Here is a 21,170-nt window from a genome sequence, read left to right as displayed (position 1 = left end):
GAATCGGTTTGGTCCGGCCGGTGCCCGGGCCGCGGTCAGGGCGCCGGCGGTGTGTTCCAGCCGCCGCCCAGGGCCAGGAACAGCTGGATCTGGTCACGCGACACCTGGGCCTGGGCATCGGCCACGGAAGACTCGGCCAGGGCCAGGGCCAGCTCTGCCTCCAGGTGGGCCTGGTACGGGGCGCGGCCGGCCTGGTACAGGCGCGCATCCTGTGCGGCCACCAGGGCCGCCTGCTGCTGCACCCGTTGCATGGCCTGCAGCTGGTCCAGGTCGTGGGCGTAGCGGCTCAGGGCGGTCTGGGTCTGGCGCAGGGCATCCAGCACGCTGGCATCGAAGCGGGCCAGGGCTGCTTCGGCACCGGCCTGGCTGGCCTGGATGCGTGCGGCCGTGCCCTTGGTCGGCATCGACCAGGCGATCAACGGGCCCAGTGACCACTGCCGGGTCAGGCTGCTGCCGAAATCCTGCAGCAGGCCGGCAGCCCCGAGCGAGGCACCCAGGCGGATGTCCGGGTACAGCTCGCCGATGGCCACGCCGACGCGGGCGGTGGCAGCGGCCAGCTGGCGTTCGGCCTGGCGGATGTCCGGGCGGCGGCTGAGCAGGGCGGCGCCGTCCCCGATCGGCATCGGGGCGGACAGTTCCGGGGCGTGATGGCAATCGGCCACAGCGGCAGGCAATTGCCCGGGGACGCGCCCGAGCAGGGCGGCCAGCTGGTACTGCGCGGCCTGCTGGTGGGCATGCAGTGGCGGCAGCCGGGACTGGCTGAGGGCAACCCGGGAATGGGCCTGGGCGCGCTGCTGCGGGGTGCCGCGGCCGGCGCTGATCAGACGCTCCACCATCTGCAGGTTGTCGCGCTGCAGCTGCAGCGCGTGTTCGGCCACATGCAGCTCGTGGTTGGCATGGCAGATCTCGGCATAGCTGCCGGCAACCTGGGCGGCCACGCTGATCCGGGCCAGGTCCAGGGCGGCGGCACTGGCCTGCTCGTCGGCTTCGGCGGCTTCGGCCATGCGCTTGAGCCGGCCGAACAGGTCCAGTTGCCGGGACAGGCTGAAACTGGCGTCGGCCAGGTTGAAGGTCGGCAGGTCCTGGCTGAGCAGGAAGGATTCGGGCGAGATCTGGGCACGGCTGGCCGCGGCCGTGGCGTTGCCCTTCAGGCCGCCCACATCCAGCGCCTGCTGGTACAGCGCGGCGGCGCGCTGCAGGTTGGCCGCGGCGACCTTGAGCTCGTGGTTGTCGGCCAGGGCCTGGCGGATCAGGCCGTTGAGGGTGTCATCGTGGTACAGCTCCCACCAGCGTGCGGGCAGCTCGGCATTGGCCGCCAGCGCCGGGTTGGCGGTGTCCTGGAAGGGTGCGTTGGCTTGCCGGTCGCGGTAGGCCGATTGTTCGGGCAGCTGGTAATCCGGGCCGATGGTGCGGCACGCGGCCAGGCTGGCCAGGCCCAGGGCCAGGCCAAGGTGCTGCAGGCGCATCAGCGTGGGGCCTTGTCGGCAGCGGCCGGGGTCCGCCCGGCCGTGGCCTGGGGTCGTTCCAGCTCGATGGTGACCGTGGCGGTGCGGCCGGCAATCAGGGTGACGCCGGCCGGGATGCGGTCAATGGCGATGCGTACCGGGATGCGCTGGGCCAGGCGCACCCAGTCGAAGGCCGGGGTCACATCCGGCAGCAGGTTGCTGCTTTCCTTGCGGTAGCGGTCCTCGATGCCGGCAGCGATGCTCTGCACATGGCCCTGCAGCGGCTGCGACTCGCCCATCAGGCGGATGTCCACGCGCTGCCCGGGCTGCACCCCCTCCAGGCGGGTTTCCTCGAAGTAGCCATCGATGCGGAAGGAGTGGGTGTCGAGCAGGGCCAGCACCGGCTGCCCGGCGTTGACGTAGTCACCCTTGCGCACGGTGCGGTCATTGACGTGGCCATCCTGCGGGCTGAGCACGCGGGTGCGCTCCAGCTCCAGCGCGGCCAGGTCCACGGCGGCCTGGGCACTGCCCAGCGCGGCCTGGGCCGATTGCAGCCGGGCCCGTCGCAGCTCGGCCTCCTCGGCCGCCACCAGGTCTTGCAGGCGTTGGTCACGGGCAATCTCGCGGCGCAGCTGTTCCACCGCGATGCGGCGCTCGTGCAGGCTGGCGCGGGCCTGCTGCAGGGCGATGCGGTAGCGCTGCTGGTCGATCACGAACAGCACATCGCCGCGTTTGACGGCCTGGTTGTCCTGGACCAGAACCTGCTCGACCAGGCCCGATACATCCGGGGCAACCTGGATGATGTCGGCGGTGACATGCGCATCGCGCGTCCACGGGGCATCCATGTAGTAGGACCACAGGTGGCGCAGCACCAGCAGGGCCAGGATCACGCTGGCCAGGGTCAGCATGACCGGGAAGAGCTGTTTGAGGATCTTGTTCACGATTGCGTCCAGCGCATGAGAGTGAACAACCCGCCCAGTACCAGGATGTACACGGTCAGATTGAACAGGGCGGGGTGCCAGATATGGCGGTAGGCGCCGGCACGCTTGAGCAGCAGGTTCACCCCGCTGTTGAGGGCATAGGCCAGCAGCATCATTCCGATCAGGGTCGGGACGAAGACACCGTAGAGGTTGAATTCACCGTACATCGCGGCAAGGGCTTGGCTGTCAGGCAGGGGAAGAGGGTGCCCGCTGCCGACCATGGCCGCGGATCAGCTGGCGGAAGAGGGGGGCGTCAGCTCGTGGTGTCGGCCGCGTCGGCCAGGCGTTGCCACAGCCGGGTGACCACGTGCAGTTCTTCCAGACTGAGGTCGCCGAACACCTGGCCGCGCAGGCGCACCAGGCGTTGCTCCAGCTGGCTGACCAGGGCCAGGCCGCCATCGCTCAGCCACAGCAGGTTGGCCCGGCGGTCGGCGGGGTCCGCTTCGCGGCGCAGCAGGCCATCGTTGGCCAGGATGTCGAGCAGGCGCACCAGCGAAGGGCCTTCCAGGTTCAGTTGCTGGGCCAGTTCCACCTGGCGGATGCCGCCACCGGCGCGTCCGATCACCAGCAGCGGCATGGCGCAGGCCAGGGTGATGCCGAACTCGGCCAGATGCTGGTCTGCCAGGCGCTGCCACTGGCGGGCTGCCTTGGGCAGTCCGGTGGTCAGCTGGATATACAGCCGTGCGCGTTCGTCGGATGGCGGGTACATGTTGATTGATAGGGTACTAACTATTTGGCTCCTATCAAGAACTATCGGTGCGGCGGCAGGCCGGGCTTTCAGCTTCGCCCGCCGGGGGCCCGCCGTGGTTGCGCAAACGCGGCCGCAGACGCGGCCCGGGTGGCCCCTTCCCAGCTTGCCATTTGCCCGCAAATCCCTTGCGCTGCAAGGGGTTTGCGCCAAAGTCGATGCCTTGTCGGCCCCCGGCTGGTAGCATGTTCACCCCGTAATTCAGGCAGCGTCCGTCATGGCCGATTCCGACAAGTCCACCATCACCCAGGCCCAAGCCGAGGAGGCCGTGCGCACCCTGCTGCTGTGGGCCGGTGAAGACCCCAGCCGTGAGGGCCTGCTCGATACCCCGCGCCGGGTGGCCAAGGCCTATGGCGACTGGTTCAGTGGCTACCGCGAGGACCCGCGCGAATACATGGCGCGCACCTTCGAGGAAGTGGCCGGCTACGACGAAATGATCGTGCTGCGCGACATCGAGTACGAAAGCCACTGCGAGCACCACATGGCGCCGATCATCGGCCGTGTCCACGTGGGCTACATCCCCAACGGTAAGGTGGTGGGCATTTCCAAGCTGGCCCGGGTGGTGGAAACCTATGCCCGCCGCTTCCAGGTGCAGGAAAAGATGACCGCGCAGATCGCCAGCTGCATCCAGGACGTGCTGCAGCCGCTGGGCGTGGCCGTGGTGGTGGAAGGGTCGCATGAGTGCATGACCACCCGTGGCGTGCACAAGCGCGGGGTGAGCATGGTGACCTCGCGCATGCTCGGCATCTTCCATGACGATGCCCGCACCCGCGCCGAGTTCCTGCAGTTCGTGCAGTCCGGCAACGGCCGCCGCTGAGCCAGCATCTGGCCCATCCACCACAGGCCCGGGGACCGATCCAGCCGATGAAGTATCGCGAAACAATCGCCTCCTACCAGCGCCTGCGCGAGCAGCCGCTGTGGAAGTTGCTGGCCTCGGACCGGGCGCCGGTGCTGATCGGCCTGCTGCAGGGCCTGTTGATGGAAAGCGACCGCCGGCTCGGTGCCTCGGTCCTGCACGAACGCCTGCAGAACCAGCTCGATGCGCTCAATGCCGACCAGCTGGACGTGGAACTGCCGCGCACCGCCCAGGCCTATACCGCCTACTGGCTGTCCCAGGGCTGGCTGGAACGCCGCCTGCCCGAAGGGGCCAGCGAGGAGGAATACGAGCTGTCGCGCCAGGCGCTGCAGGCGATCCGCTTCATTGCAGGGCTCGGCCAGAGCGCGGCGGTGGCCACCGAGAGCCGCCTGTCGCTGGTGATGCAGCAGGTGGCCCAGCTGGCCCAGCAGACCGAAGCCAACCCGGATGCCCGGCTGGCGGTGCTGCAGGCCGAGCGTGCCCGCATCGATGCGGAAATTGCCGAGGTCAGCTCGGGCAAGGTGGCCGCACTGGATGGCAAGCGCGCGCTGGAACGCACCCGCGACATGATCCGTCTGGCCGATGAGCTGGCCGAGGATTTCCGCCGCGTGCGCGATGACTTCGAACAGCTCAACCGCCGCTTCCGCGAGAGCATCATCGATGCCGACGGTGCCCGTGGCGATGTGCTGGACCGCCTGTTCAACGGCGTCGATGTGATCGGCGAATCCGAGGCCGGGCGTACCTTCCAGGCCTTCTGGGACCTGCTCAACGACCCGGTGCGCAGTGGCCAGCTCGACGATGCGCTGGAGCAGGTGCTCAGCCGCAACTACACCCGCAAGCTGGGCCGCGGCGAGCGCAACTTCCTGCGCAACTTCACCGCCACCCTGCTGGACCGCGGCGGCCAGGTCCACGATGTGATGCAGAACTTCGCCCGCAGCTTGCGTGGCTTCGTGCAGAGCCGTGGCTTCCTGGAGCAGCGCCGCCTGAACCAGCTGCTCAAGCAGGCCCAGGGCCAGGCCCTGGGCCTGCGCGACCACCTGCGCCCGACCGCCGCCACCGGCTATGTGCTGCCGCTGTCGGCCAGCCGCCTGCGCTCGATCGGCCAGTGGAAGCTGCATGACCCGTCCACCCACTATGTGGATTCGACCATCTGGTGGTCCGACGGTGCCGAAATCTCGCTGGACAGCGTCGGCGACCTGGTCGCGCAGTCGGAAATCGACATCCGCTCGCTCAAGGACGACCTGTACTTCCTGCTTGGCCAGACCCCGCGCCTGAGCCTGGGCCAGGTGCTGCAGCAGCGCCCGGCACGTCAGGGCCTGGGCAGCGTGATTGGCTATCTTTCCATTGCCACCCGCCACGGTGTGGTGGCCACCGAACAACGGGAAACCGTGCAATGGACCGGCGGTGATGGCCACGTGCGTCGTGCCCGTGTGCCGCAGGTCTGGTTTGTAAAGGAAAAACGCGATGAACTGGTCTGATTCGACCCTGCACGACCACGACGCCAGCCCCGAACCGGTACCCGGCAGCAATGCCCCGGTGCCGGGCAACGGCCCGCTGTTCCTCGGTGACAGCGGTGAGCTGCCGTATGACGCCCGTCGCGCCGCCTGCCAGCTGCTGGCCGGCCCCAGCGTGGATGCCCAGCGCCAGCCGGCGCAGTGGGCCGCGCTGCTGCGCAACGAGCCGGGCATCCGCTCGCTGCTGTGCGACCTGTTCCTGGAACTGGTGATGGACCGCGACGCCGGCTTTGCCTTCGTGCGCCAGGCCGACACCGCCGAGCTGGATGCGCCGAGCCTGCTGCGTACCGCGCCGCTGACCTTCATCGAATCGGTGCTGCTGCTGTTTTTGCGCCAGCAGCTGGCCGATGCCGATACCCGTGGCGAGCGCGCGGTGGTGGAAGAGCTGCAGATGGTCGAGGCGATGAGCATCTACCAGAAGAACATCTCCACCGACCAGGCCGGCTTCTCCAAGCGCGTGACCGCGGCCATCGGCAAGATGCGCGAGAACCAGCTGCTCTCGCGCCTGCGTGGCAGCGAGGACCGCTACGAGGTCTCGCCGGCGCTCAAGCACATGTTCTCGGCCGAAGACGTGGCCGTGCTGGGCGAGACCTACCGCCAGCTGCGCGAAGGTGGCACCCCGGTCGATGACCTGCTCTCCGAGTGAACGACCGCGCCTGCTCCTGCCTGATTACCCCGGCCGGCGTCGCTGACGCCTGCGCCCAAGGATTCCGTTGATGGACAACACCAACCACACCCTGCTGCCTGCTGCCGCGCTGTTCCATGACCCGCTCACCGACGCGCGCGCCAACCAGTACCGGATGCGCCGCCTGCAGGTCTACAACTGGGGCACGTTCTCCGGCCTGACCGATGTGCCGATCGCCGAGCGTGGCTTCCTGTTCGTCGGCCGCTCCGGTTCGGGCAAGTCGACCCTGCTCGATGCGATGAGCGCCCTGCTCACCCCGCCCAGCATCGTGGACTTCAATGCCGCCGCGCGCGAAGCCGAACGCTCCGGGCGTGACCGCAACCTGGTGTCCTATGTACGTGGCGCCTGGGCCGACCAGCAGGACAGCACTTCCGGCGAGATTGCCACCCAGTACCTGCGCAAGGGCGCGACCTGGACGGCATTGGCGCTGAGCTACGAAAACGCCCGCGGTGATGCGGTCACCATCGTGCGCCTGTTCTGGATCAACGGCACCGGCACCAGTGCCGCCGATGTGCGCAAGCACTACCTGGTGATCCCGCGCCGCTTTGACATCGCCACCGAGATGGAAGGCTTTGACCTGGACATGCGCAAGCTGCGTGCGCGCATGGGCGAGGACGTGGCCCACTTTGACAGCTTCTCCGGCTATGCCGAGCGCTTCCGCCACCTGCTGGGCATCGGCAACGACATGGCCCTGCGCCTGTTGCACAAGACCCAGTCGGCCAAGAACCTGGGCGACCTGAATGGTTTTCTGCGTGGTTTCATGCTCGACGAGCCGCGCACCTTCGAAGCCGCCGACCGTCTGGTGGAGGACTTTGCCGAGCTCGATGGCGCCCACCATGCGGTGGTCACTGCCCGTCGCCAGGTCGAGACCCTGAGCCCGGCGCGCGAGCTGCATGCCTCGCTGCAGGAACTGCGCCGCCAGGTCGCCGACCTGCGTGCGCTGCAGGACAGCGTGGACGGTTTCCGCGAGGAAAAGCGCCTGGCCCTGACCAACGAGCGGCTGAAGGATGTCGAGGTCCAGGACCGTGGCCTGCAGGGCGAGGAAGGTTCGCGCCGGCAGGTGCTGGACAACCACGAGCAGAAGCTGGTCGAGCTGGAACGCCAGCAGCGCGAGCAGGGCGGCGAGCGCGTGGACGAGCTGGAGCGCGAGCGCGGCCGGGTCGAACGCGAGGTCGAGGACCGCCTGCGCCGGCGCAAGCAGCTGGAAGGCGCCTGCCGCCATTTGAACATCAGCCTGGCCGATGACGCGGCACGCTTTGCCGAGCAGGTCGAGGCCGCCCGCCAGGTGCTGGCCGAGGGTGGCCAGGGCGCCGGCTCGGTGGACGAGGCCATTGCCGAGCGCATGAGCGAACGGCGCGCCGACGAAAAGCGTTTCAACGAACTGCGCGCCGAGCTGGATTCGCTCAAGGCCGCGCCGAGCTCGATCCCGGCACCGCTGCAGAACCTGCGTGCCCGCCTGGCCGAGGACACCGGCATCTCCGAGGCGATGCTGCCCTTTGTCGGCGAGCTGCTGCAGGTGCGCGATGACCAGGTGGCCTGGCGTGGCGCGATCGAGCGCGTGCTGCACGGCTTTGCGCAGTCGCTGCTGGTGGATGAAAAGCACCACGCGCAGGTCGCCGACTGGGTCAACCGCACCCACCTGGGCACCAAGCTGGTCTACTTCCGCGTGCGCGACAACGAGCTGCTGCATGCGCAGCAGCCCGATGCCCGCTCGCTGATCAGCAAGCTCACCATCCGTGACCACGCCTATGCCGACTGGGTCTACAACGAGCTGCTGCGCCGCTTTGACTACACCTGTGTGGACAACGCCGCACAGCTGCGTCACCAGGACCGTGGCCTGACCCGCGAAGGCCAGATCAAGCACCCGGGCGACCGCTACGAAAAGGATGACCGCCACGCGGTCAACGACCGCCGGCTGTGGATGCTGGGCCACGACAACCGCGACAAGCGCCGGGTCTACGAGCGCGAGGCGCAGGAGCTGGCCGGGCGCATTGCCAGCTGCGATGCCGATGTGGATGCCCTGCGCCGCCAGCGTCAGGGCGCGCAGCAGCAGCAGCTGGCCGCGCACACCCTGGCCGAGCGCGAGTGGGACGAGATCGATGTGTCCGGCCGACTGCAGCGCATCGATGACATCAACGAGCAGCTGGTGGCCCTGCGCGAGGGTGACAGCGCCCTGGCCAGGATTGCCGAGCAGATCAACATCGCCCGTGGCCTGCGCGACCAGGCCCGCCGCACCTACGAGGACGTGCGCCTGGAGCGTGCCCAGCTGGCCCGTGAGCGTACCCGCCTGGAGCAGCAGCGCGAGCAGTGCCAGCTCAAGCTGGACAGCGAAGGCCTGGATGAAACCCAGCGCCCGTTGCTCGATGAGCGCCTGGCGGTGCTGCCGGGCCTGAACCTGGACAGCCTGGAAAGCCACTTCCGCGTGGTCGAACGCGCGCTCGCCGACGAGCTGGGTGCCAGCCAGGGCCGCGATGCCAAGCTGGCCGGCCAGGTGCTGGACTGCTTCCGCCGCTTCGTCCAGCAGTGGCCGGAGGACAGCGCCGACTTCACCGTGTCCCTGGCCAGTGCCGAGGACTTCCTGGCCCGCCTGCAGCGCCTGGAGAACGATGGCCTGCCGCGGCACGAGGGCCGCTTCTTCGAGCTGCTGCAGACCCAGAGCAAGAACAACCTGCTGGCCCTGCAGCGCCACACCGCCGAGGCACACAAGGCGATCAAGCAGCGCATGGACGAGGTCAACGCCTCGCTGGAGCAGGTGCCGTTCAACCGCGGCACCATCCTGACCATCGAGGTGCACGACCGCAAACTGCCGGAAGTGGCCGATTTCCAGCTGCAGCTGCGGGCGGTGCTGAGCCACCAGCAGACCGAGGACCGCTCGCTGGCCGAGTCGCAGTTCACCATCCTGCGCGACCTGGTGCGTCGTCTCGGCGCCCAGGAATCGGAGCTGCGCCGTTGGCGCGAGCAGGTGCTGGACGTGCGCCAGCATGTGGAGTTCATCGGTGTGGAACTGGACGGCGCCACCCGTGAGCAGGTGGAAATCTACCGCTCCGGTGCCGGCAAGTCCGGTGGCCAGCGGCAGAAGCTGGCCACCACCTGCCTGGCCGCCGCCCTGCGCTACCAGCTCGGTGGCGAGGACGGCGAACTGCCGCGCTATGCCGCGGTGGTGCTGGACGAAGCCTTCGACAAGGCCGACAACGAGTTCACCGCTCTGGCGATGAACATCTTCGAGAACTTCGGCTTCCAGATGGTGGTGGCCACCCCGTTGAAGTCGGTGATGACCCTGGAGCCGTTCATTGGCGGTGCCTGTTTCGTCGAGATTTCCGGCCGCCACGATTCGGGCGTGCTGCTGATCGAATACGACGAGGAGCATGCCCGCCTTAAACTGCCCGAGCGTGCCGGTGGCAGCGCATTGCGGGCAGCGCGTTCGCTGTCCGGCGGCGCGGCCGAGCCGTTGCCGGTGATCGAACCGCCGGTGATCGCACTGCCTGAAACCGGCGCGGTGGCCACGGCGCCGGAGCAATCCGCCGCCGACGATGTCATGGCCCAGGAGCCGGGTCCGGTGGCCAAGGCCAGCAGCAAGCGTTCCACCGCCAAGCCTGCGGTGGTCAAGAAGGCAGCTGCCAAGACCTCCGCCAAGACGGCAGCGAAGAAGCCTGCGGGCAAATAAGCCCGCTTGTGCGGGGGACATCGCGCGGGGAATGATCCGCCGCGTGGGGTGATCCACAACGCCGCCTGCAAAGGCGGCGTTGTGCGTGATGGCCCTCGGCCGCGGTCGCCCATCGGTTGAAGGGAAGGCCGGCGGCATGCCATGGTGCGGGCACCGGCCGGGTTCCGGGTGGCTGTCATCCGGCGGCAGGTGGGGAGGCGATCGATGGCAGGATGGTTCGAGCTGGCCAAGGCCAGCAATGGGCAGTTCAAGTTCGTTCTGAAAGCCGGCAATGGCGAGGTGATCCTCTCCAGTGAGCTGTATACCAACCAGGCCGGTGCCACCAATGGCATTGCCTCGGTGCAGAACAATGCGGCCGATCCGGCCCGTTACGAGGTCAAGGTGGCCAGCAACGGCAAGCACCATTTCAACCTCAAGGCGGCCAACCACCAGGTCATCGGCAGCAGCCAGCTGTATGCCAGCGAGGCCGCCTGCCGCAACGGCATCGCCTCGGTGCAGGCCAATGGGGGCAGCGCCACGGTCAAGGACCTCACCCGGGCCTGAGCCACCTGCAGCGGCCGGCGATGCCTGCCGGCCGTTGCCGGTGCCGGCCTTCAGCGGGCGCTGTAGCCGCCGTCGATCACGTAGTAACTGCCATTGATGAAGCTGGCACGCTCGGACAGCAGGAAGCAGGTCAACTCGGCCACCTCACTGGCATTGCCCAGGCGGCCGGCCGGATGCAGGCCGACCATGGCGGCATAGTCGTCCGGCTTGATCGCCGCCAGGGTCGGGGTCTGGATGAAGCCCGGGCCGACCGCATTGATGCGGATGCCCTGGCTGGCATGTTCGCGTGCCGCGCTCTGGGTCATGCCGACCAGGGCATGCCTGGCCGCGACATAGGCGGCCGAGCCACCCCAGCAGGCCTCCGGGCCGAGCATCGAGGCCATGTTGACGATGATCCCGCCGCCCTGGGCCTGCATCGCCTTGAGCTGGTATTTCATGCAGTAGAACACCCCGTGCAGGTTCACACCGAGCACGCGATGCCACTCATCCAACGGGTATTCGCCGGTATCCAGGCCGATCCCGGCCACGCCGGCGTTGTTCACGGCCAGGTCCAGCCGCCCGTACTGCTTGAGGATCTGCCCGATGCAGGCGGCCACCGCATCCGGGTCGGTGACATCGAGCATCACCGGCTTCACCCGCTCCCCCAGCGACAGGGCCACCGCCTGGGCACCGGACAGGTTCACATCGGCGGCAATGACCTGGCAGCCCTCCTCGGCCAGTTGCCGGCAGATGGCCGCACCGATGGCGGAGGAGGCGCCGGTGACCAGGGCAATGCGGCGGGCGGTGAGGCTGGACATGGGCGTGGTGGTGCGTGGGGGGAGGCCAAGAATCGGGCGTCCTGAAAAAACAGCGTTGATCTGGATCAAGCGCTTGGCCGGCCGCCTGGCCCATGCGCACAGCGGACGTAAAAAGCCTTTTTCTTCAATGCCTTGTATATGTATTTACGAAATGAATGCGCTGAACCGATGGCAACCATCAATGCGCTGGTGTGGTCGGCAGGCTGTGCTCAGGCGCCGGGAGTGCCGGTTTGCGCTTGCTTGCGCAGCAGGTCCAGCAGCTGCGCAAGCGGCATCGGCGCGCCGAAATGGTAGCCCTGGGCCAAGGCGACCCCCTGGCGGCGGAAGTGTTCGGCCTGTTCGGCCGTTTCCACCCCTTCGGCCAGGGCGTCCACCCCCATCGACTTGCTCAGGTTGACGATGTGCTCGGCAATCGGGCCGATGATCGCATCGGTGCCGGCAGCGCTGACAAAGGTCTTGTCGATCTTGAGGATGTCGAATGGGTAGGTGGCCAGGTAGGACAGCGAGCAATAACCGGTACCGAAGTCATCAATGGCCACACTGATGCCGTTGGCACGCAGTTGGTTGATCACCGGCAGGGCCTGTTCGGCGATGGCCAGGCTGCCCTCGGTCAGCTCGACCACCAGCTGTGAGGGCGCCAGTTGCAGCTGTTGGCGCAATGCGGCCAGGCGCTGCACGGTGCGGTGGGTGGACAGTTCCTGTGCGGCCAGGTTGATGCCGATGCGGAAATCCGCCTGCACTTGCAGCAAGGCCGGCATTTCCCGGGCAATGATCCGGCAGGCCCGGGCGGTGACCTTCTCGCTGATCTGGAATTGTTCGGCCAGGGCGATGAACACGTCCGGGCCGACAATCCCGCCGTCGTTCTGGCGCCAGCGCATCAAGGCTTCGGCACCGATGCAGCGCCCACTGCCCAGGTCAACGATGGGCTGGTAGACCAGGAACATCTGGCCACGCCGCAGGGCCCGTTCCAGCTCGCGGCGTGAGGAGCTCTGGCGTGGATAGAACACCAGGATCAGGACCATGCAGGCCAGGCCGATCAGCAGTGCCTGCGACCACAGGTAGCGGCCGGCCGTGCGGATGGCGGCCTGCACATGGCTGGCCTGGCGGCTGGCCAGCAGGATGGTCTGGCCGCTGCCGGACAGGCGGCGCAACAGCAGGTCGCCGGTCTGCGGGTCCTGCTGCTGTTGTTCGGTCAGGCCGTCCGGCAGCCCCTGCAGCCAGCGCTGCGGTATCTGCCCGCTGCGCAGGGCCGCGCCATAAGGCGGGCGGCTTTCGTAGATGGCCACCGCAGCGTCCCCGCCGAGGAAGCGGGCGAAGTGCTCTTCGGGTTTGAGCAGCAGGGCCAGCTGCTGGAATTCGAGCAGGGTATAGGGGCCATGGCTGGCTTCGGCCGGCAATTGCAACTGGTGCCACAGACGGGTGCCATCGGCGCGCTGGTAGTAATCGGCCGGCAGTGGATCCTGGCTCACCAGCACCGGCAGGCTGGCGCAGCTGATGCGGCCGTCCTCCACCCGCAACGCGGCCGGGGCGCCCGGGGTGGCCAGCTGCATCTGCTGCAGTTGCTGCTGCACCTGGGCCGGGCAGCCGGGCGGCTGGGCCGGCAGGTCCAGGGCCAGGGCGCGTGCCTTCAATGCCTGCTGGGTGTCGCTGGCCAGCTGCGAGGCGGCACGGGCCGCCTGTGACAGCTGGGCGTACTCGTTGCTGATCACCCGGGACTGGCTCTGGATGCGCAGCACCGGGTAAGACAGCAACCCGGCAGCCAGGCCACAGGTGGCGGCAACGATCAGCGGCAGCGGACGTTTGAACGCATGCAGGGGCATGGGAGGTGCACTCAGGCCAAGGCGTGCAGCGTATCCCAGGCCATGCGCAGGATGAGTATGCAAACCAGGGCCAGGAACAATCGCCGGATCAGGCCGCTGCCACCGCGCATGGCCAGCCAGCTGCCGGCCAGGGCGCCGCCGACATTGGCCACGGCCATCGGCACGGCAATGGCCAGCAGGACCTGGCCGGCCGGCACGAACCAGCACAGGGCGGCGACATTGGTGGCCAGGTTGACGATCTTCGAGCTGGCCGAAGCCCCCAGGAAGTCCATGCCGAAGAAGCGGATGAACAGGAAGATCAGGAAGCTGCCGGTGCCCGGGCCGAAGAAACCATCGTAAAAGCCGATCGCCCCGCCCAGGCCCACGGCGATGGCCAGCTCACGCCGGCCGACATGGGTAGGCCGTTGCAGGGCACCGAAATCCTTCTTCAGCAGGGTATAGCCCAGGATCAGCACCAGCAGGACCAGAATCAGCGGGCGGATCGCATCGCGTGGCAGCAGGCTGACCGCGGTGGCCCCGGCAAAGGAGCAGGCAAAGGCGGCGGCCGCGGCCAGCAGCACCGGCCGCCACGGGATGTGGATGCGCCGGCTGTAGCGCCAGGCCGCGGTGGCGGTGCCGAACATCGAAGTGAACTTGTTGCTGCCCAGCAGCACGGCCGGGTTGTGCTGCGGCAGCACGGTGAACAGGCCCGGCAGCTGGATCAGGCCCCCGCCCCCAACGGCGGCATCCACGGCCCCGGCAATGAAGGCGATCAGCAACAACCACGGAAGTTCGACAGGCAGCAGTTCCAGCACGACGGCAATCGGCAGCTAGGGCGGTGCAGCAGCATACGCATGCACCGGCGCCGGTGCGACGGGCCGATCTTCAGCGGCGCACGTCCTCCACGATGCGGCCGTCGGCCAGGGTGATCTGGCGGTCGCATTGTTCGGCCAGGCGCGGGTCATGGGTGACCAGCAGCACCGCACAGCCAAATTCGCGGTTGAACCGGCGGAACAGGGCAAACACCTCTTCGGCGCTGCGGCTGTCCAGGTTGCCGGTGGGTTCGTCGGCCAGCAGCAGGGCCGGGCGGGTGATCAGGGCGCGGGCCACGGCCACCCGCTGTTGCTGGCCGCCGGAGAGCTGGTCCGGCTTGCGTTCGGTGAACTGGCCCAGGCCGACCGCTTCGAGCAGGCCACGGGCCTGTGCGATGTGCTCGGCGGTGGGTTTGCCGGTACGCACCATCAGTGGCATCAGCACGTTTTCCAGTGCGCTGAAGGCGGGGATCAGGTGGTGGAACTGGAACACAAAGCCGATGTCGCGCCCGCGCAGGGCGGTACGACGGTCATCGTCCATCTGTGCGGTGGGCTGGCCAAGCAGGGTCAGCTCGCCGGCGGTGGGGCTGTCGAGCAGGCCGAGCAGGTTGAGCAGGGTGCTCTTGCCCGAGCCGGACTGGCCGATCAGGCAGGCAAAGTCGCCGCGCTGCAGGCACAGGTCGATGCCGTGCAGCACTTCGATCTCGGTCGGCTTGCCCAGGTTGTAGGACTTGCGCAGGCCATCGAGCTGCAGCACGGGCGAGCTGTCATCAACCACGGGCGATGGCCTCCACCGGGTCCAGGGCCGCTGCCCGTCGGGCCGGGGCGGTGGCGGCAAGCATGCCGGTCACCGTGGCCAGCAGCGTGGCCCAGGCCAGCAGCGCCGGCGAGAGGGGGGCGGCGAACAGGCCGGGGCCGAAGGTATTGAAGGCCCAGAGCATGCTGTAGCCGGCCATGCCGCCCAGCAGCGAGCCGGCCAGGCCATACAGTGCCCCCTGGATCAGGAAGACGGTCAGCATCTGCCGGCCGGTGGTGCCCATCGCGCGCAGGATGCCGATCTGCCCGGTGCGCTGGACCACACTCACCGACAGCACGCTGGCAATGCCGAAGGCCACCGACACCGCCACGAAGAAGCTGATCATGTTGGTGGACTGGCTCTGCGCATTGAGGGCGTTCATCAGCTGGGCGTTGCTCTGCATCCAGCTCTCGCTGCGCTGGCCGGTCAGCCGGCCCAGGCGCTCGGCGATCACATCGGCGCCGAACAGGTCATCCACGCGCAGGTCGATCACCGTGACCCCCCCGGGCAGGCCGAGCAGGGCCTGGGCCTGGCGCAGGTCCATGTAGACGTGGCGGGCATCCAGCTCACTGACACCCAGTTCGAAGATGCCGGCGATGGTGAGCAGGGTGTCGTTGTCACTGCCGGTGTCCAGGCGCAGGGTGTCGCCACGGCTGGCGCCCAGGTCCCGGGCCAGTTCGCTGCCGATCACCACCTGCCCGGCATCGACCCGGAACTGGCCTTGGACCAGGCTCTGGTCCAGCGGCACGATGCGCAGGTAGCGCGGCGCATCAATGCCCAGCAGTGCCACTGACTCCAGCGCATCACCGCGCCGCGCCAGCGCCGGCCCGGAAATGACCGGGGACACCGCGGTGATGTCCGGCTGTGCGTCCAGGGTGTCGCGCAGCTGCTGCCAGTTGTTGATCGAACGCAGCGGTTGCGGGCGCGGGGTTTCCAGCACCAGGGTGGCCACGCCATCGCCTGCCGGCAGCACATGGTTGCGTTGCAGCGGTGCCTGCAGCTTGATGTGGGCCTGGGTGCCCAGGGTACGGTCGATCAGGTTGGCCTGCAGGCCGCTGATCAGCGCCGACAGGAACACGATCACCGCCACGCCGATGGCAATGCCGGACAGGATCAGCAGTGACTGGGTGCGTCCTTCGCGCAGGAAGCGTACTGCCAGGGTCCATTCCACCCACATCCGCGTCAGTCCGCCTGCGCCGGCAGGTCACCGGCGGTGGTGGGCACGTCACGGGCGCGTACACGCTGGTCCTGCTGCAGGGTGGCGCGCGCGTCGATCACCACCCGGTCGCCGGCCGCCAGCCCGCCCAACACCTCGCTGGCGCTGGTGCCACGCAGGCCCAGGCTGACCGGGGTGCGGTGCAGGCGGCCATCGCGCACCTGCCACACGCTGGCCTGGCTGCCGCCATTGGCCGTGCCGAGCAGGGCGGTATTGGGCACGACCAGGGCCTGGTCCTTGCGCGCGCTGAGGATGTTCACCGACACGGTCAGGTCCTGGTGCAGGAAATCCGGCACCGGATCCACCTCCAGGCGCACTTCCACCGAGCCGCGGCTGCTGTCCACGCTGGGCGCGATCCAGCTCACCGTGGCCGGGAACGGCCGGTCCGGCCAGGCATCGGCCACCGCCTGCGCGTGCTGGCCGACAGCCAGCACACCGAGATTCTTCTCATCCACCGGTACCCGCAGCTCGGTGGGGCCATCGCTGGCCAGTTCCAGCAGCACCGAGCCGGGTTGCACGGTGTCGCCGGGCTCCACGGCCCGGGTCAGCACGGTACCGGCCACGGTGGCGCGTACCGTGGTCTTGTCCAGCGCCGCCTGTGCCGCGGCCACACGCGCGGCCTGCTGGGCGGCCTCGGCGCCCCCGTTGTCCAGCGCCTGCCAGGCACTGCGGGCCTGGTCGCGGCTGGCCTGGGCACTGACCATGGCCTGGCGGGCCTGTTCCACCGATTCACGCGCCACCAGCTGCTGTTGCCCCAGAGCCTGACGGCGCTGGTACTCGCGTTCGGCCTGGGCCAGTTGCGCCTGCGCCTCGCGCAGGCTGGCCTGGGCCTGCGGCCGGCGCGATTGTTCCAGGGTGGCCAGGCTGGCGCGGGCCTCGGCCAGGTTGGCGGCCAGGTCATCGGCGCGCAGCACCAGCAGGACCTGCCCGGGCTCGACCCGGTCGCCCTCGTTGACCCGCCGCTCCAGCACCACCCCGGCCACTTCGCTGCCGACCTGCACCCGCGATACCGCCGAGACCCGGCCACTGGCCACCACACGCTGTTCCAGCGCCTGGGTGTTGATGCGGGTGACATCAAGCTGCGGGCCGCGGCAGCGGCCAAGCAACACGGTGGCGGCAGCAAGGCCGGCCAGCAGCAGCGCGGCAGCCTTCCAGCGCCGCAGGCGGGGGCGGGAATCAGTCATCGGCCAAGCATAGCGGAAGCCTCGTTCCATTCAGGTATATCCGCCACTCCTTGCGGCGGCTGGATGCACGGGCTGGCCTGGCCGACAATGGGCCGATGAAAAAGCCCGTTTCCATTCCCTGCCCGTGCGGGCACGAGCGCAGCTATGCCCAGTGCTGTGAACCCCTGCATCTGGGTCAGCCGGCGGCCGATGCCGAGGCCTTGATGCGTTCGCGCTACAGCGCCTATGTGCTGGGCAATGCCGACTATGTGCGAGCCAGCTGGCACCCGGACACCCGTCCTGACCAATTGCAGCTGGACGAGCCGGCCGGCCAGCGCACCCAGTGGCTGGGGCTGGCGGTCAAGCAGCACACCGTCACCGGCCCGGACACGGCCGAGGTGGTGTTCCTGGCCCGTTACCGCATTGGCGGTGGCAGTGCGGTGCGGATGGAGGAGCACAGTCGTTTTGTCCGCATCGCGCCGCACTGGTACTACCTGGACGCGGTGTAAGGCGCCTGCGCCGTTGGCCCATCGGCCAGCGGCCGGCGGACACGGGCTGTGGGTATGATCGGGTCTTGCTCCCCCGCAAGGATCGGCATGATCAAGACCATCGCTTCCCGCGCCCGGCACACCGGCCTGGCCCTCGCCCTGGCCCTGCCTTTGCCCGCCCTGGCTCAAGTGGCTCCTGCCGCGATTGACGATGCGGCCTTCCAGCGCTGCCTGCAGGGCATCACCGCCAGTGCCGTACAGCAAGGCCTGCCGGCTGATCGCGTGCAGGGTCTGCTGGGCGGTGTTGTCGCCGATCGCAGCGTGTTGCCCCTGCTGGACCAGCAACCCGAATTCACCACCCCGATCTGGGATTACCTGGCCGCCCTGGTTGATGCCCAGCGCATCAGCGATGGCCAGCAGCGTCTGGCCGAGCACGGCGCCCTGCTGCAGCAGGTCAGTGCCAGCTATGGGGTGGATGCGGCTACCGTGGTCGCGGTGTGGGGAGTGGAAAGTGATTACGGCCGTGTGTTCGGCAAGCGGCCCTTGCTGCAGTCGCTGGCCACGTTGGGCTGCGAAGGCCGGCGTCAGGCCTTCTTCCGCAGCGAACTGCTGGCCCTGCTCAAGCTGCTGGCTGCCGGCGACCTGTCCGCCGATGGCCTGACCGGCTCCTGGGCCGGGGCCTTTGGCCATACCCAGTTCATGCCCAGCACCTATGCGCGTATCGCCGTGGATGGCGATGGTGATGGCCGGCGTGATCTGGTGGCCTCCATTCCCGATGCGCTGGCCTCCACTGCCAACTACCTCAAACGTGCCGGCTGGCGCAGTGGCCAGCCGTGGGGTGTGGAAGTGACCCTGCCGGCCGCTTTCGACGTGGCGCTGGCCGGGCGCAGCAAGCGCCAGCCGCTGTCGCAATGGCGCGCGCTGGGGGTAAGGCCGCTGGGCGGCGGCGAACTGCAGGTGGATGGCATTGCCGATGCCGACCGTGCCGCGGTGATCCTGCCGGCCGGGCGCAATGGTCCGGCCCTGCTGGTGTTCCGCAATTACGATGCGATCTATTCCTACAATGCGGCCGAAAGTTACGCCCTGGCCATTGCCACCCTGGCCAACCAGCTGCGCGGCCAGCCCGGCCTGCAGACCCCGTGGCCGACCGATGACCCGGGCCTGGACCGGGCCCAGCGGCGCGCGCTGCAGCAGCTGCTGCTGGCCCGTGGTCACGCCATCGGCGAGGCCGACGGCATGATCGGCAGTGCGACCCGGCGGGCCATTGCTGCCGAACAGACCCGGCTGGGCTGGGCCAATGCCGATGGCCGCGCCGGGCAGAAGATCCTTGCCGCCCTCAAGGGCGAAACCGAAAGCCGGAACTGAAAAGGAGAGCGTGTTGGTGCAGGACGTGGTGACCCAGACCCGCTGGCGGGATGTGCCTGTCTGGGAAGTACGCACGCCACAGTGCGTGGCGCGGATCAGCTGTTTCGGGGGCCAGCTGCTGAGCTGGCAGCCAGCCGGTCAGCAGGAGGTGTTGTGGTGCAGTGCGCAGCTGCAGGCACCGCGCCCCCTGCGTGGGGGCGTTCCGCTGTGCTGGCCGTGGTTCGGCAAGCATCCGCACGATCCAGCGGCACCTTCCCATGGCATGGCCCGCACTGCGCAATGGCAGCTGGACCGGGCCCAGCTGATGCTGGATGGACGGGTCTGGATGCGCCTTTCGCCACAACAGCGCTTGCATCCACACCTGCAGGTGGATCAACAGCTGTGGCTGGGAACAGAGCTGGAACAGGTTGTCACTTCGCATAATGTAGGAGATGTGCCCGAACCCTTGACCCAGGCACTGCACACCTACCTGCAGGTGGCGGATGTGGCCAGGGTCAGTGTGGCCGGGGTCCAGGCTGCGTCTTACCTGGATGCCTTGCAGGCGAGGCGGTGTCTGCGCCAACAAGGTCCGTGGCGGTTTGATCCCGCCGTGCACGCCGGCCGCGCCGACCGGATTTACCAGAATGTTGCCGGTCCGGTAGTACTCGACGATCCGCTGCTGTCGCGCCGCATCCAGATCACGGCCAGCGGTGGCACGGATCTGGTGCTGTGGACGCCCGGGCCGGAACTGGCCATGCAGATGGCCGATGTCGGTGCACAGTGGTCGCACTATCTGTGCCTGGAAGTGGGCAACGTGGCCGCCGATGCCCGCCTGCTGCTGCCTGGTCAGTCTCACCGGTTGCAGCAGCACATCGCGTTGTTGCCCTGAATGTGCCGCTCAGCGCTGGCGCAGCATCCACGCGGTCAGCAGGCCGCCGAGCAATCCCCAGAATGCCGATCCCACCCCCAGCAGGCTGATGTCGGAAGCGGTGATCAGGAATGTCACCAGCGCCGCATCGTGTGATGACGGGTTGTCCATCGCGCTGGCCAGTGCCCCGCCAAGGGTGCCCAACAGGGCAATGCCGGCCAGGCAGGCAATCAGGGCCGGTGGCAGCGCGGCCAGGCCGATCGCCACGGAAGCGCCGAGCAGGCCCAGCAGCAGGTAGAACAGGCCGGCGCTGATCGCGGCGGTATAGCGGCGGCGGGCATCAGGATGGGCATCGGGGCCCAGGCAGATGGCGGCCGTGATGGCCGCCAGGTTCAGGGCAAAGGCGCCGAACGGGGCCAGCACCAGGTTGATCACCCCAATCCAGCCGATGATCGCCGACACCGGGGGGCGATACCCGGCTGCCTGCAGGGCCGCCACCCCCGGCAGGTTCTGCGAGGCCATGGTCACCACCAGCAGGGGCAGGGCGATGCCGATGGTGGCCGGCACTGACCAGGTGGGCAGGGTCAGAATCGGTGCAGCCAGTGACAGCGGCAGCGGGCCACTGGTCAGCTGGCCTTGGCCCAGACACAGGGCCAGGCCGGCCACCAGGCTGGCCAGCACCGCATAGCGCGGCAACAGGCGGCGGCCCAGCAACCAGGCCAGCAGCATGGCCAACGGCAGCAGCCACTGCTGTTGCAGCTGCTCGAACAGGCCCAGGCCGAAGCGCAGCAGCACCCCGGCCAGCATCGCGGCAGCCAGTGCCGGCGGTATCACCCGCATCAGGCGGGCAAACACGCCCGTGAAGCCGATCAGGGCAGACAGGGCCGCAGCGAGCATGAAAGCGCCAATGGCATCGCTCAAGGGCAGGTGCGTGCCCCCGACGGCCAGCATCGCAGCCCCCGGGGTGGACCAGGCCGTCACCACCGGCAGCCGGTAACGCCATGACAAGGCGATGCAGCTCACTCCCAGGCCCAGCCCCAGTGCCCACATCCATGAGCTGATCTGGGCCTGGTTCGCCCCCAGCTGGCGGGCGGCCTCGAACACAATCACCACCGAACTGGCCACACTGACCAGTACCGTCAACAGGCCGGCCAGCAGGCTTTGCAGGGAGATGTCGGCCGCCAGGGCGGGGCGGGGAGCGGGAGTGGTCACAGGCAGGTCCCTGGCCTTGCATGAACCAGCATTGTGCCCAATCTGGTCGCAAGGTCATAAATGTGAAAAACCCTTGACCTCAGCCTGAAATGATCTAATATTCACTCCACGCCGCGCAGGCAGCCACTGGCGCCAGCAACGCGGCCACCGCTTCGAAATGAAGCGTTGACAAAAACAAAAAAGCCACCATAATGGGCGGCTCGCTACGACGAAAGTCAACGCGAAACGGAACAGGCGCTG

18 protein-coding genes and 1 pseudogene are annotated in these 21,170 nt (G+C 68.3%); 8 read left to right on the top strand and 11 right to left on the bottom strand.

Going from position 1 to position 21,170, the window contains the following annotated elements:
• Positions 1-35 precede the first annotated feature (35 nt).
• The 4 genes from ABB30_RS06660 to ABB30_RS06645 all read right to left on the bottom strand — a co-directional run bounded on the left by ABB30_RS06660 (position 36) and on the right by ABB30_RS06645 (position 3,134).
• A complete protein-coding gene (locus ABB30_RS06660) occupies positions 36-1,466 on the bottom strand; it encodes an efflux transporter outer membrane subunit (protein ID WP_057637535.1) in 1,431 nt (476 codons plus the stop codon).
• Complete coding sequence (locus ABB30_RS06655) at positions 1,466-2,386, bottom strand: efflux RND transporter periplasmic adaptor subunit (RefSeq protein WP_057637534.1); 921 nt, start codon at positions 2,384-2,386, stop codon at positions 1,466-1,468. The genes ABB30_RS06660 and ABB30_RS06655 overlap by 1 nt, the downstream gene beginning before the upstream one ends.
• Positions 2,383-2,592 (bottom strand): DUF1656 domain-containing protein, encoded by a 210-nt coding sequence (locus ABB30_RS06650; protein ID WP_057637533.1) that lies wholly within the window; start codon positions 2,590-2,592, stop codon positions 2,383-2,385. Before ABB30_RS06650 ends, ABB30_RS06655 begins: the two co-directional genes overlap by 4 nt.
• Before the next feature lie 86 nt (positions 2,593-2,678).
• Positions 2,679-3,134, bottom strand: a complete 456-nt coding sequence (locus ABB30_RS06645; RefSeq protein ID WP_057637532.1) for a MarR family winged helix-turn-helix transcriptional regulator — start codon at positions 3,132-3,134, stop codon at positions 2,679-2,681.
• 256 nt (positions 3,135-3,390) lie between these two features.
• On the opposite strand from ABB30_RS06645, the gene folE reads away from it, so the two are divergent.
• The 5 genes and pseudogenes from folE (at position 3,391) to ABB30_RS06620 (ending at position 10,435) form a co-directional block, all read left to right on the top strand.
• Positions 3,391-3,990, top strand: a complete 600-nt coding sequence (gene folE, locus ABB30_RS06640; RefSeq protein WP_057637531.1) for a GTP cyclohydrolase I FolE — start codon at positions 3,391-3,393, stop codon at positions 3,988-3,990.
• 47 nt (positions 3,991-4,037) lie between these two features.
• Positions 4,038-5,507 carry a DUF3375 domain-containing protein gene (locus ABB30_RS06635; protein ID WP_057637530.1) on the top strand — a complete coding sequence of 490 codons (1,470 nt, stop codon included), beginning with the start codon at positions 4,038-4,040 and terminating at the stop codon, positions 5,505-5,507.
• Positions 5,494-6,189: a DUF4194 domain-containing protein gene (locus tag ABB30_RS06630; protein WP_057637529.1), complete on the top strand. Its 696-nt coding sequence runs from the start codon at positions 5,494-5,496 to the stop codon at positions 6,187-6,189. Before ABB30_RS06635 ends, ABB30_RS06630 begins: the two co-directional genes overlap by 14 nt.
• A 70-nt stretch (positions 6,190-6,259) precedes the next feature.
• Positions 6,260-9,883 (top strand): annotated as a pseudogene (locus ABB30_RS06625) (ATP-binding protein); the annotation flags it as partial.
• Positions 9,884-10,096: 213 nt separating this feature from the next.
• Positions 10,097-10,435, top strand: a complete 339-nt coding sequence (locus ABB30_RS06620; protein ID WP_057637528.1) for a YegP family protein — start codon at positions 10,097-10,099, stop codon at positions 10,433-10,435.
• 50 nt (positions 10,436-10,485) lie between these two features.
• Here the strand turns inward: ABB30_RS06620 and ABB30_RS06615 are convergent, their stop codons facing one another.
• The 6 genes from ABB30_RS06615 to ABB30_RS06590 all read right to left on the bottom strand — a co-directional run bounded on the left by ABB30_RS06615 (position 10,486) and on the right by ABB30_RS06590 (position 17,039).
• The gene (locus tag ABB30_RS06615) at positions 10,486-11,232 is read right to left on the bottom strand and encodes an SDR family NAD(P)-dependent oxidoreductase (RefSeq protein ID WP_057637527.1); all 747 of its coding nucleotides are present in this window, start codon (positions 11,230-11,232) and stop codon (positions 10,486-10,488) included.
• 209 nt (positions 11,233-11,441) lie between these two features.
• Positions 11,442-13,052 carry an EAL domain-containing protein gene (locus ABB30_RS06610; protein WP_057637526.1) on the bottom strand — a complete coding sequence of 537 codons (1,611 nt, stop codon included), beginning with the start codon at positions 13,050-13,052 and terminating at the stop codon, positions 11,442-11,444.
• Positions 13,053-13,063: 11 nt separating this feature from the next.
• A complete protein-coding gene (locus ABB30_RS06605; protein ID WP_057637525.1) occupies positions 13,064-13,846 on the bottom strand; it encodes a sulfite exporter TauE/SafE family protein in 783 nt (260 codons plus the stop codon).
• A 70-nt stretch (positions 13,847-13,916) separates the two neighbouring features.
• Positions 13,917-14,621: an ABC transporter ATP-binding protein gene (locus ABB30_RS06600; protein WP_057637524.1), complete on the bottom strand. Its 705-nt coding sequence runs from the start codon at positions 14,619-14,621 to the stop codon at positions 13,917-13,919.
• On the bottom strand, positions 14,614-15,816 hold the full coding sequence (locus tag ABB30_RS06595; protein ID WP_057637523.1) for an ABC transporter permease: 1,203 nt from the start codon (positions 15,814-15,816) through the stop codon (positions 14,614-14,616). Before ABB30_RS06595 ends, ABB30_RS06600 begins: the two co-directional genes overlap by 8 nt.
• Before the next feature lie 5 nt (positions 15,817-15,821).
• The gene (locus ABB30_RS06590; protein WP_083489742.1) at positions 15,822-17,039 is read right to left on the bottom strand and encodes an efflux RND transporter periplasmic adaptor subunit; all 1,218 of its coding nucleotides are present in this window, start codon (positions 17,037-17,039) and stop codon (positions 15,822-15,824) included.
• A 95-nt stretch (positions 17,040-17,134) separates the two neighbouring features.
• Here ABB30_RS06590 and ABB30_RS06585 point away from each other — a divergent pair, with 95 nt between their 5' ends.
• The 3 genes from ABB30_RS06585 to ABB30_RS06575 all read left to right on the top strand — a co-directional run bounded on the left by ABB30_RS06585 (position 17,135) and on the right by ABB30_RS06575 (position 19,739).
• Complete coding sequence (locus ABB30_RS06585; protein WP_057637570.1) at positions 17,135-17,527, top strand: YchJ family metal-binding protein; 393 nt, start codon at positions 17,135-17,137, stop codon at positions 17,525-17,527.
• Between the two features lie 87 nt (positions 17,528-17,614).
• The gene (locus ABB30_RS06580; RefSeq protein WP_057637522.1) at positions 17,615-18,871 is read left to right on the top strand and encodes a lytic murein transglycosylase; all 1,257 of its coding nucleotides are present in this window, start codon (positions 17,615-17,617) and stop codon (positions 18,869-18,871) included.
• A gap of 10 nt (positions 18,872-18,881) precedes the next feature.
• Entirely contained in the window at positions 18,882-19,739 is an 858-nt protein-coding gene (locus ABB30_RS06575) for a D-hexose-6-phosphate mutarotase (RefSeq protein ID WP_057637521.1), read from the top strand.
• 9 nt (positions 19,740-19,748) lie between these two features.
• Here the strand turns inward: ABB30_RS06575 and ABB30_RS06570 are convergent, their stop codons facing one another.
• Positions 19,749-20,936, bottom strand: a complete 1,188-nt coding sequence (locus ABB30_RS06570; RefSeq protein ID WP_425477381.1) for a benzoate/H(+) symporter BenE family transporter — start codon at positions 20,934-20,936, stop codon at positions 19,749-19,751.
• Positions 20,937-21,170: the final 234 nt, after the last annotated feature.

The sequence above is a fragment of the Stenotrophomonas ginsengisoli genome (assembly GCF_001431485.1).
Taxonomy (GTDB): domain Bacteria; phylum Pseudomonadota; class Gammaproteobacteria; order Xanthomonadales; family Xanthomonadaceae; genus Stenotrophomonas; species Stenotrophomonas ginsengisoli.
Note: the sequence above shows the minus strand (reverse complement) of the source record. Positions and strands in the feature narration are given on the sequence as shown.

Bases quoted from the DNA above. Each gene is read 5' to 3' on its own strand.
- ABB30_RS06645 (WP_057637532.1), bottom strand. From the start codon at position 3,134: ATGTACCCGCCATCCGACGAACGCGCACGGCTGTATATCCAGCTGACC.
- ABB30_RS06610 (WP_057637526.1), bottom strand. From the start codon at position 13,052: ATGCCCCTGCATGCGTTCAAACGTCCGCTGCCGCTGATCGTTGCCGCC.
- ABB30_RS06635 (WP_057637530.1), top strand. From the start codon at position 4,038: ATGAAGTATCGCGAAACAATCGCCTCCTACCAGCGCCTGCGCGAGCAG.
- ABB30_RS06615 (WP_057637527.1), bottom strand. From the start codon at position 11,232: ATGTCCAGCCTCACCGCCCGCCGCATTGCCCTGGTCACCGGCGCCTCC.
- ABB30_RS06585 (WP_057637570.1), top strand. From the start codon at position 17,135: ATGAAAAAGCCCGTTTCCATTCCCTGCCCGTGCGGGCACGAGCGCAGC.
- ABB30_RS06595 (WP_057637523.1), bottom strand. From the start codon at position 15,816: ATGTGGGTGGAATGGACCCTGGCAGTACGCTTCCTGCGCGAAGGACGC.
- ABB30_RS06650 (WP_057637533.1), bottom strand. From the start codon at position 2,592: ATGTACGGTGAATTCAACCTCTACGGTGTCTTCGTCCCGACCCTGATC.
- ABB30_RS06630 (WP_057637529.1), top strand. From the start codon at position 5,494: ATGAACTGGTCTGATTCGACCCTGCACGACCACGACGCCAGCCCCGAA.
- folE (WP_057637531.1), top strand. From the start codon at position 3,391: ATGGCCGATTCCGACAAGTCCACCATCACCCAGGCCCAAGCCGAGGAG.
- ABB30_RS06620 (WP_057637528.1), top strand. From the start codon at position 10,097: ATGGCAGGATGGTTCGAGCTGGCCAAGGCCAGCAATGGGCAGTTCAAG.
- ABB30_RS06660 (WP_057637535.1), bottom strand. From the start codon at position 1,466: ATGCGCCTGCAGCACCTTGGCCTGGCCCTGGGCCTGGCCAGCCTGGCC.
- ABB30_RS06590 (WP_083489742.1), bottom strand. From the start codon at position 17,039: ATGACTGATTCCCGCCCCCGCCTGCGGCGCTGGAAGGCTGCCGCGCTG.
- ABB30_RS06580 (WP_057637522.1), top strand. From the start codon at position 17,615: ATGATCAAGACCATCGCTTCCCGCGCCCGGCACACCGGCCTGGCCCTC.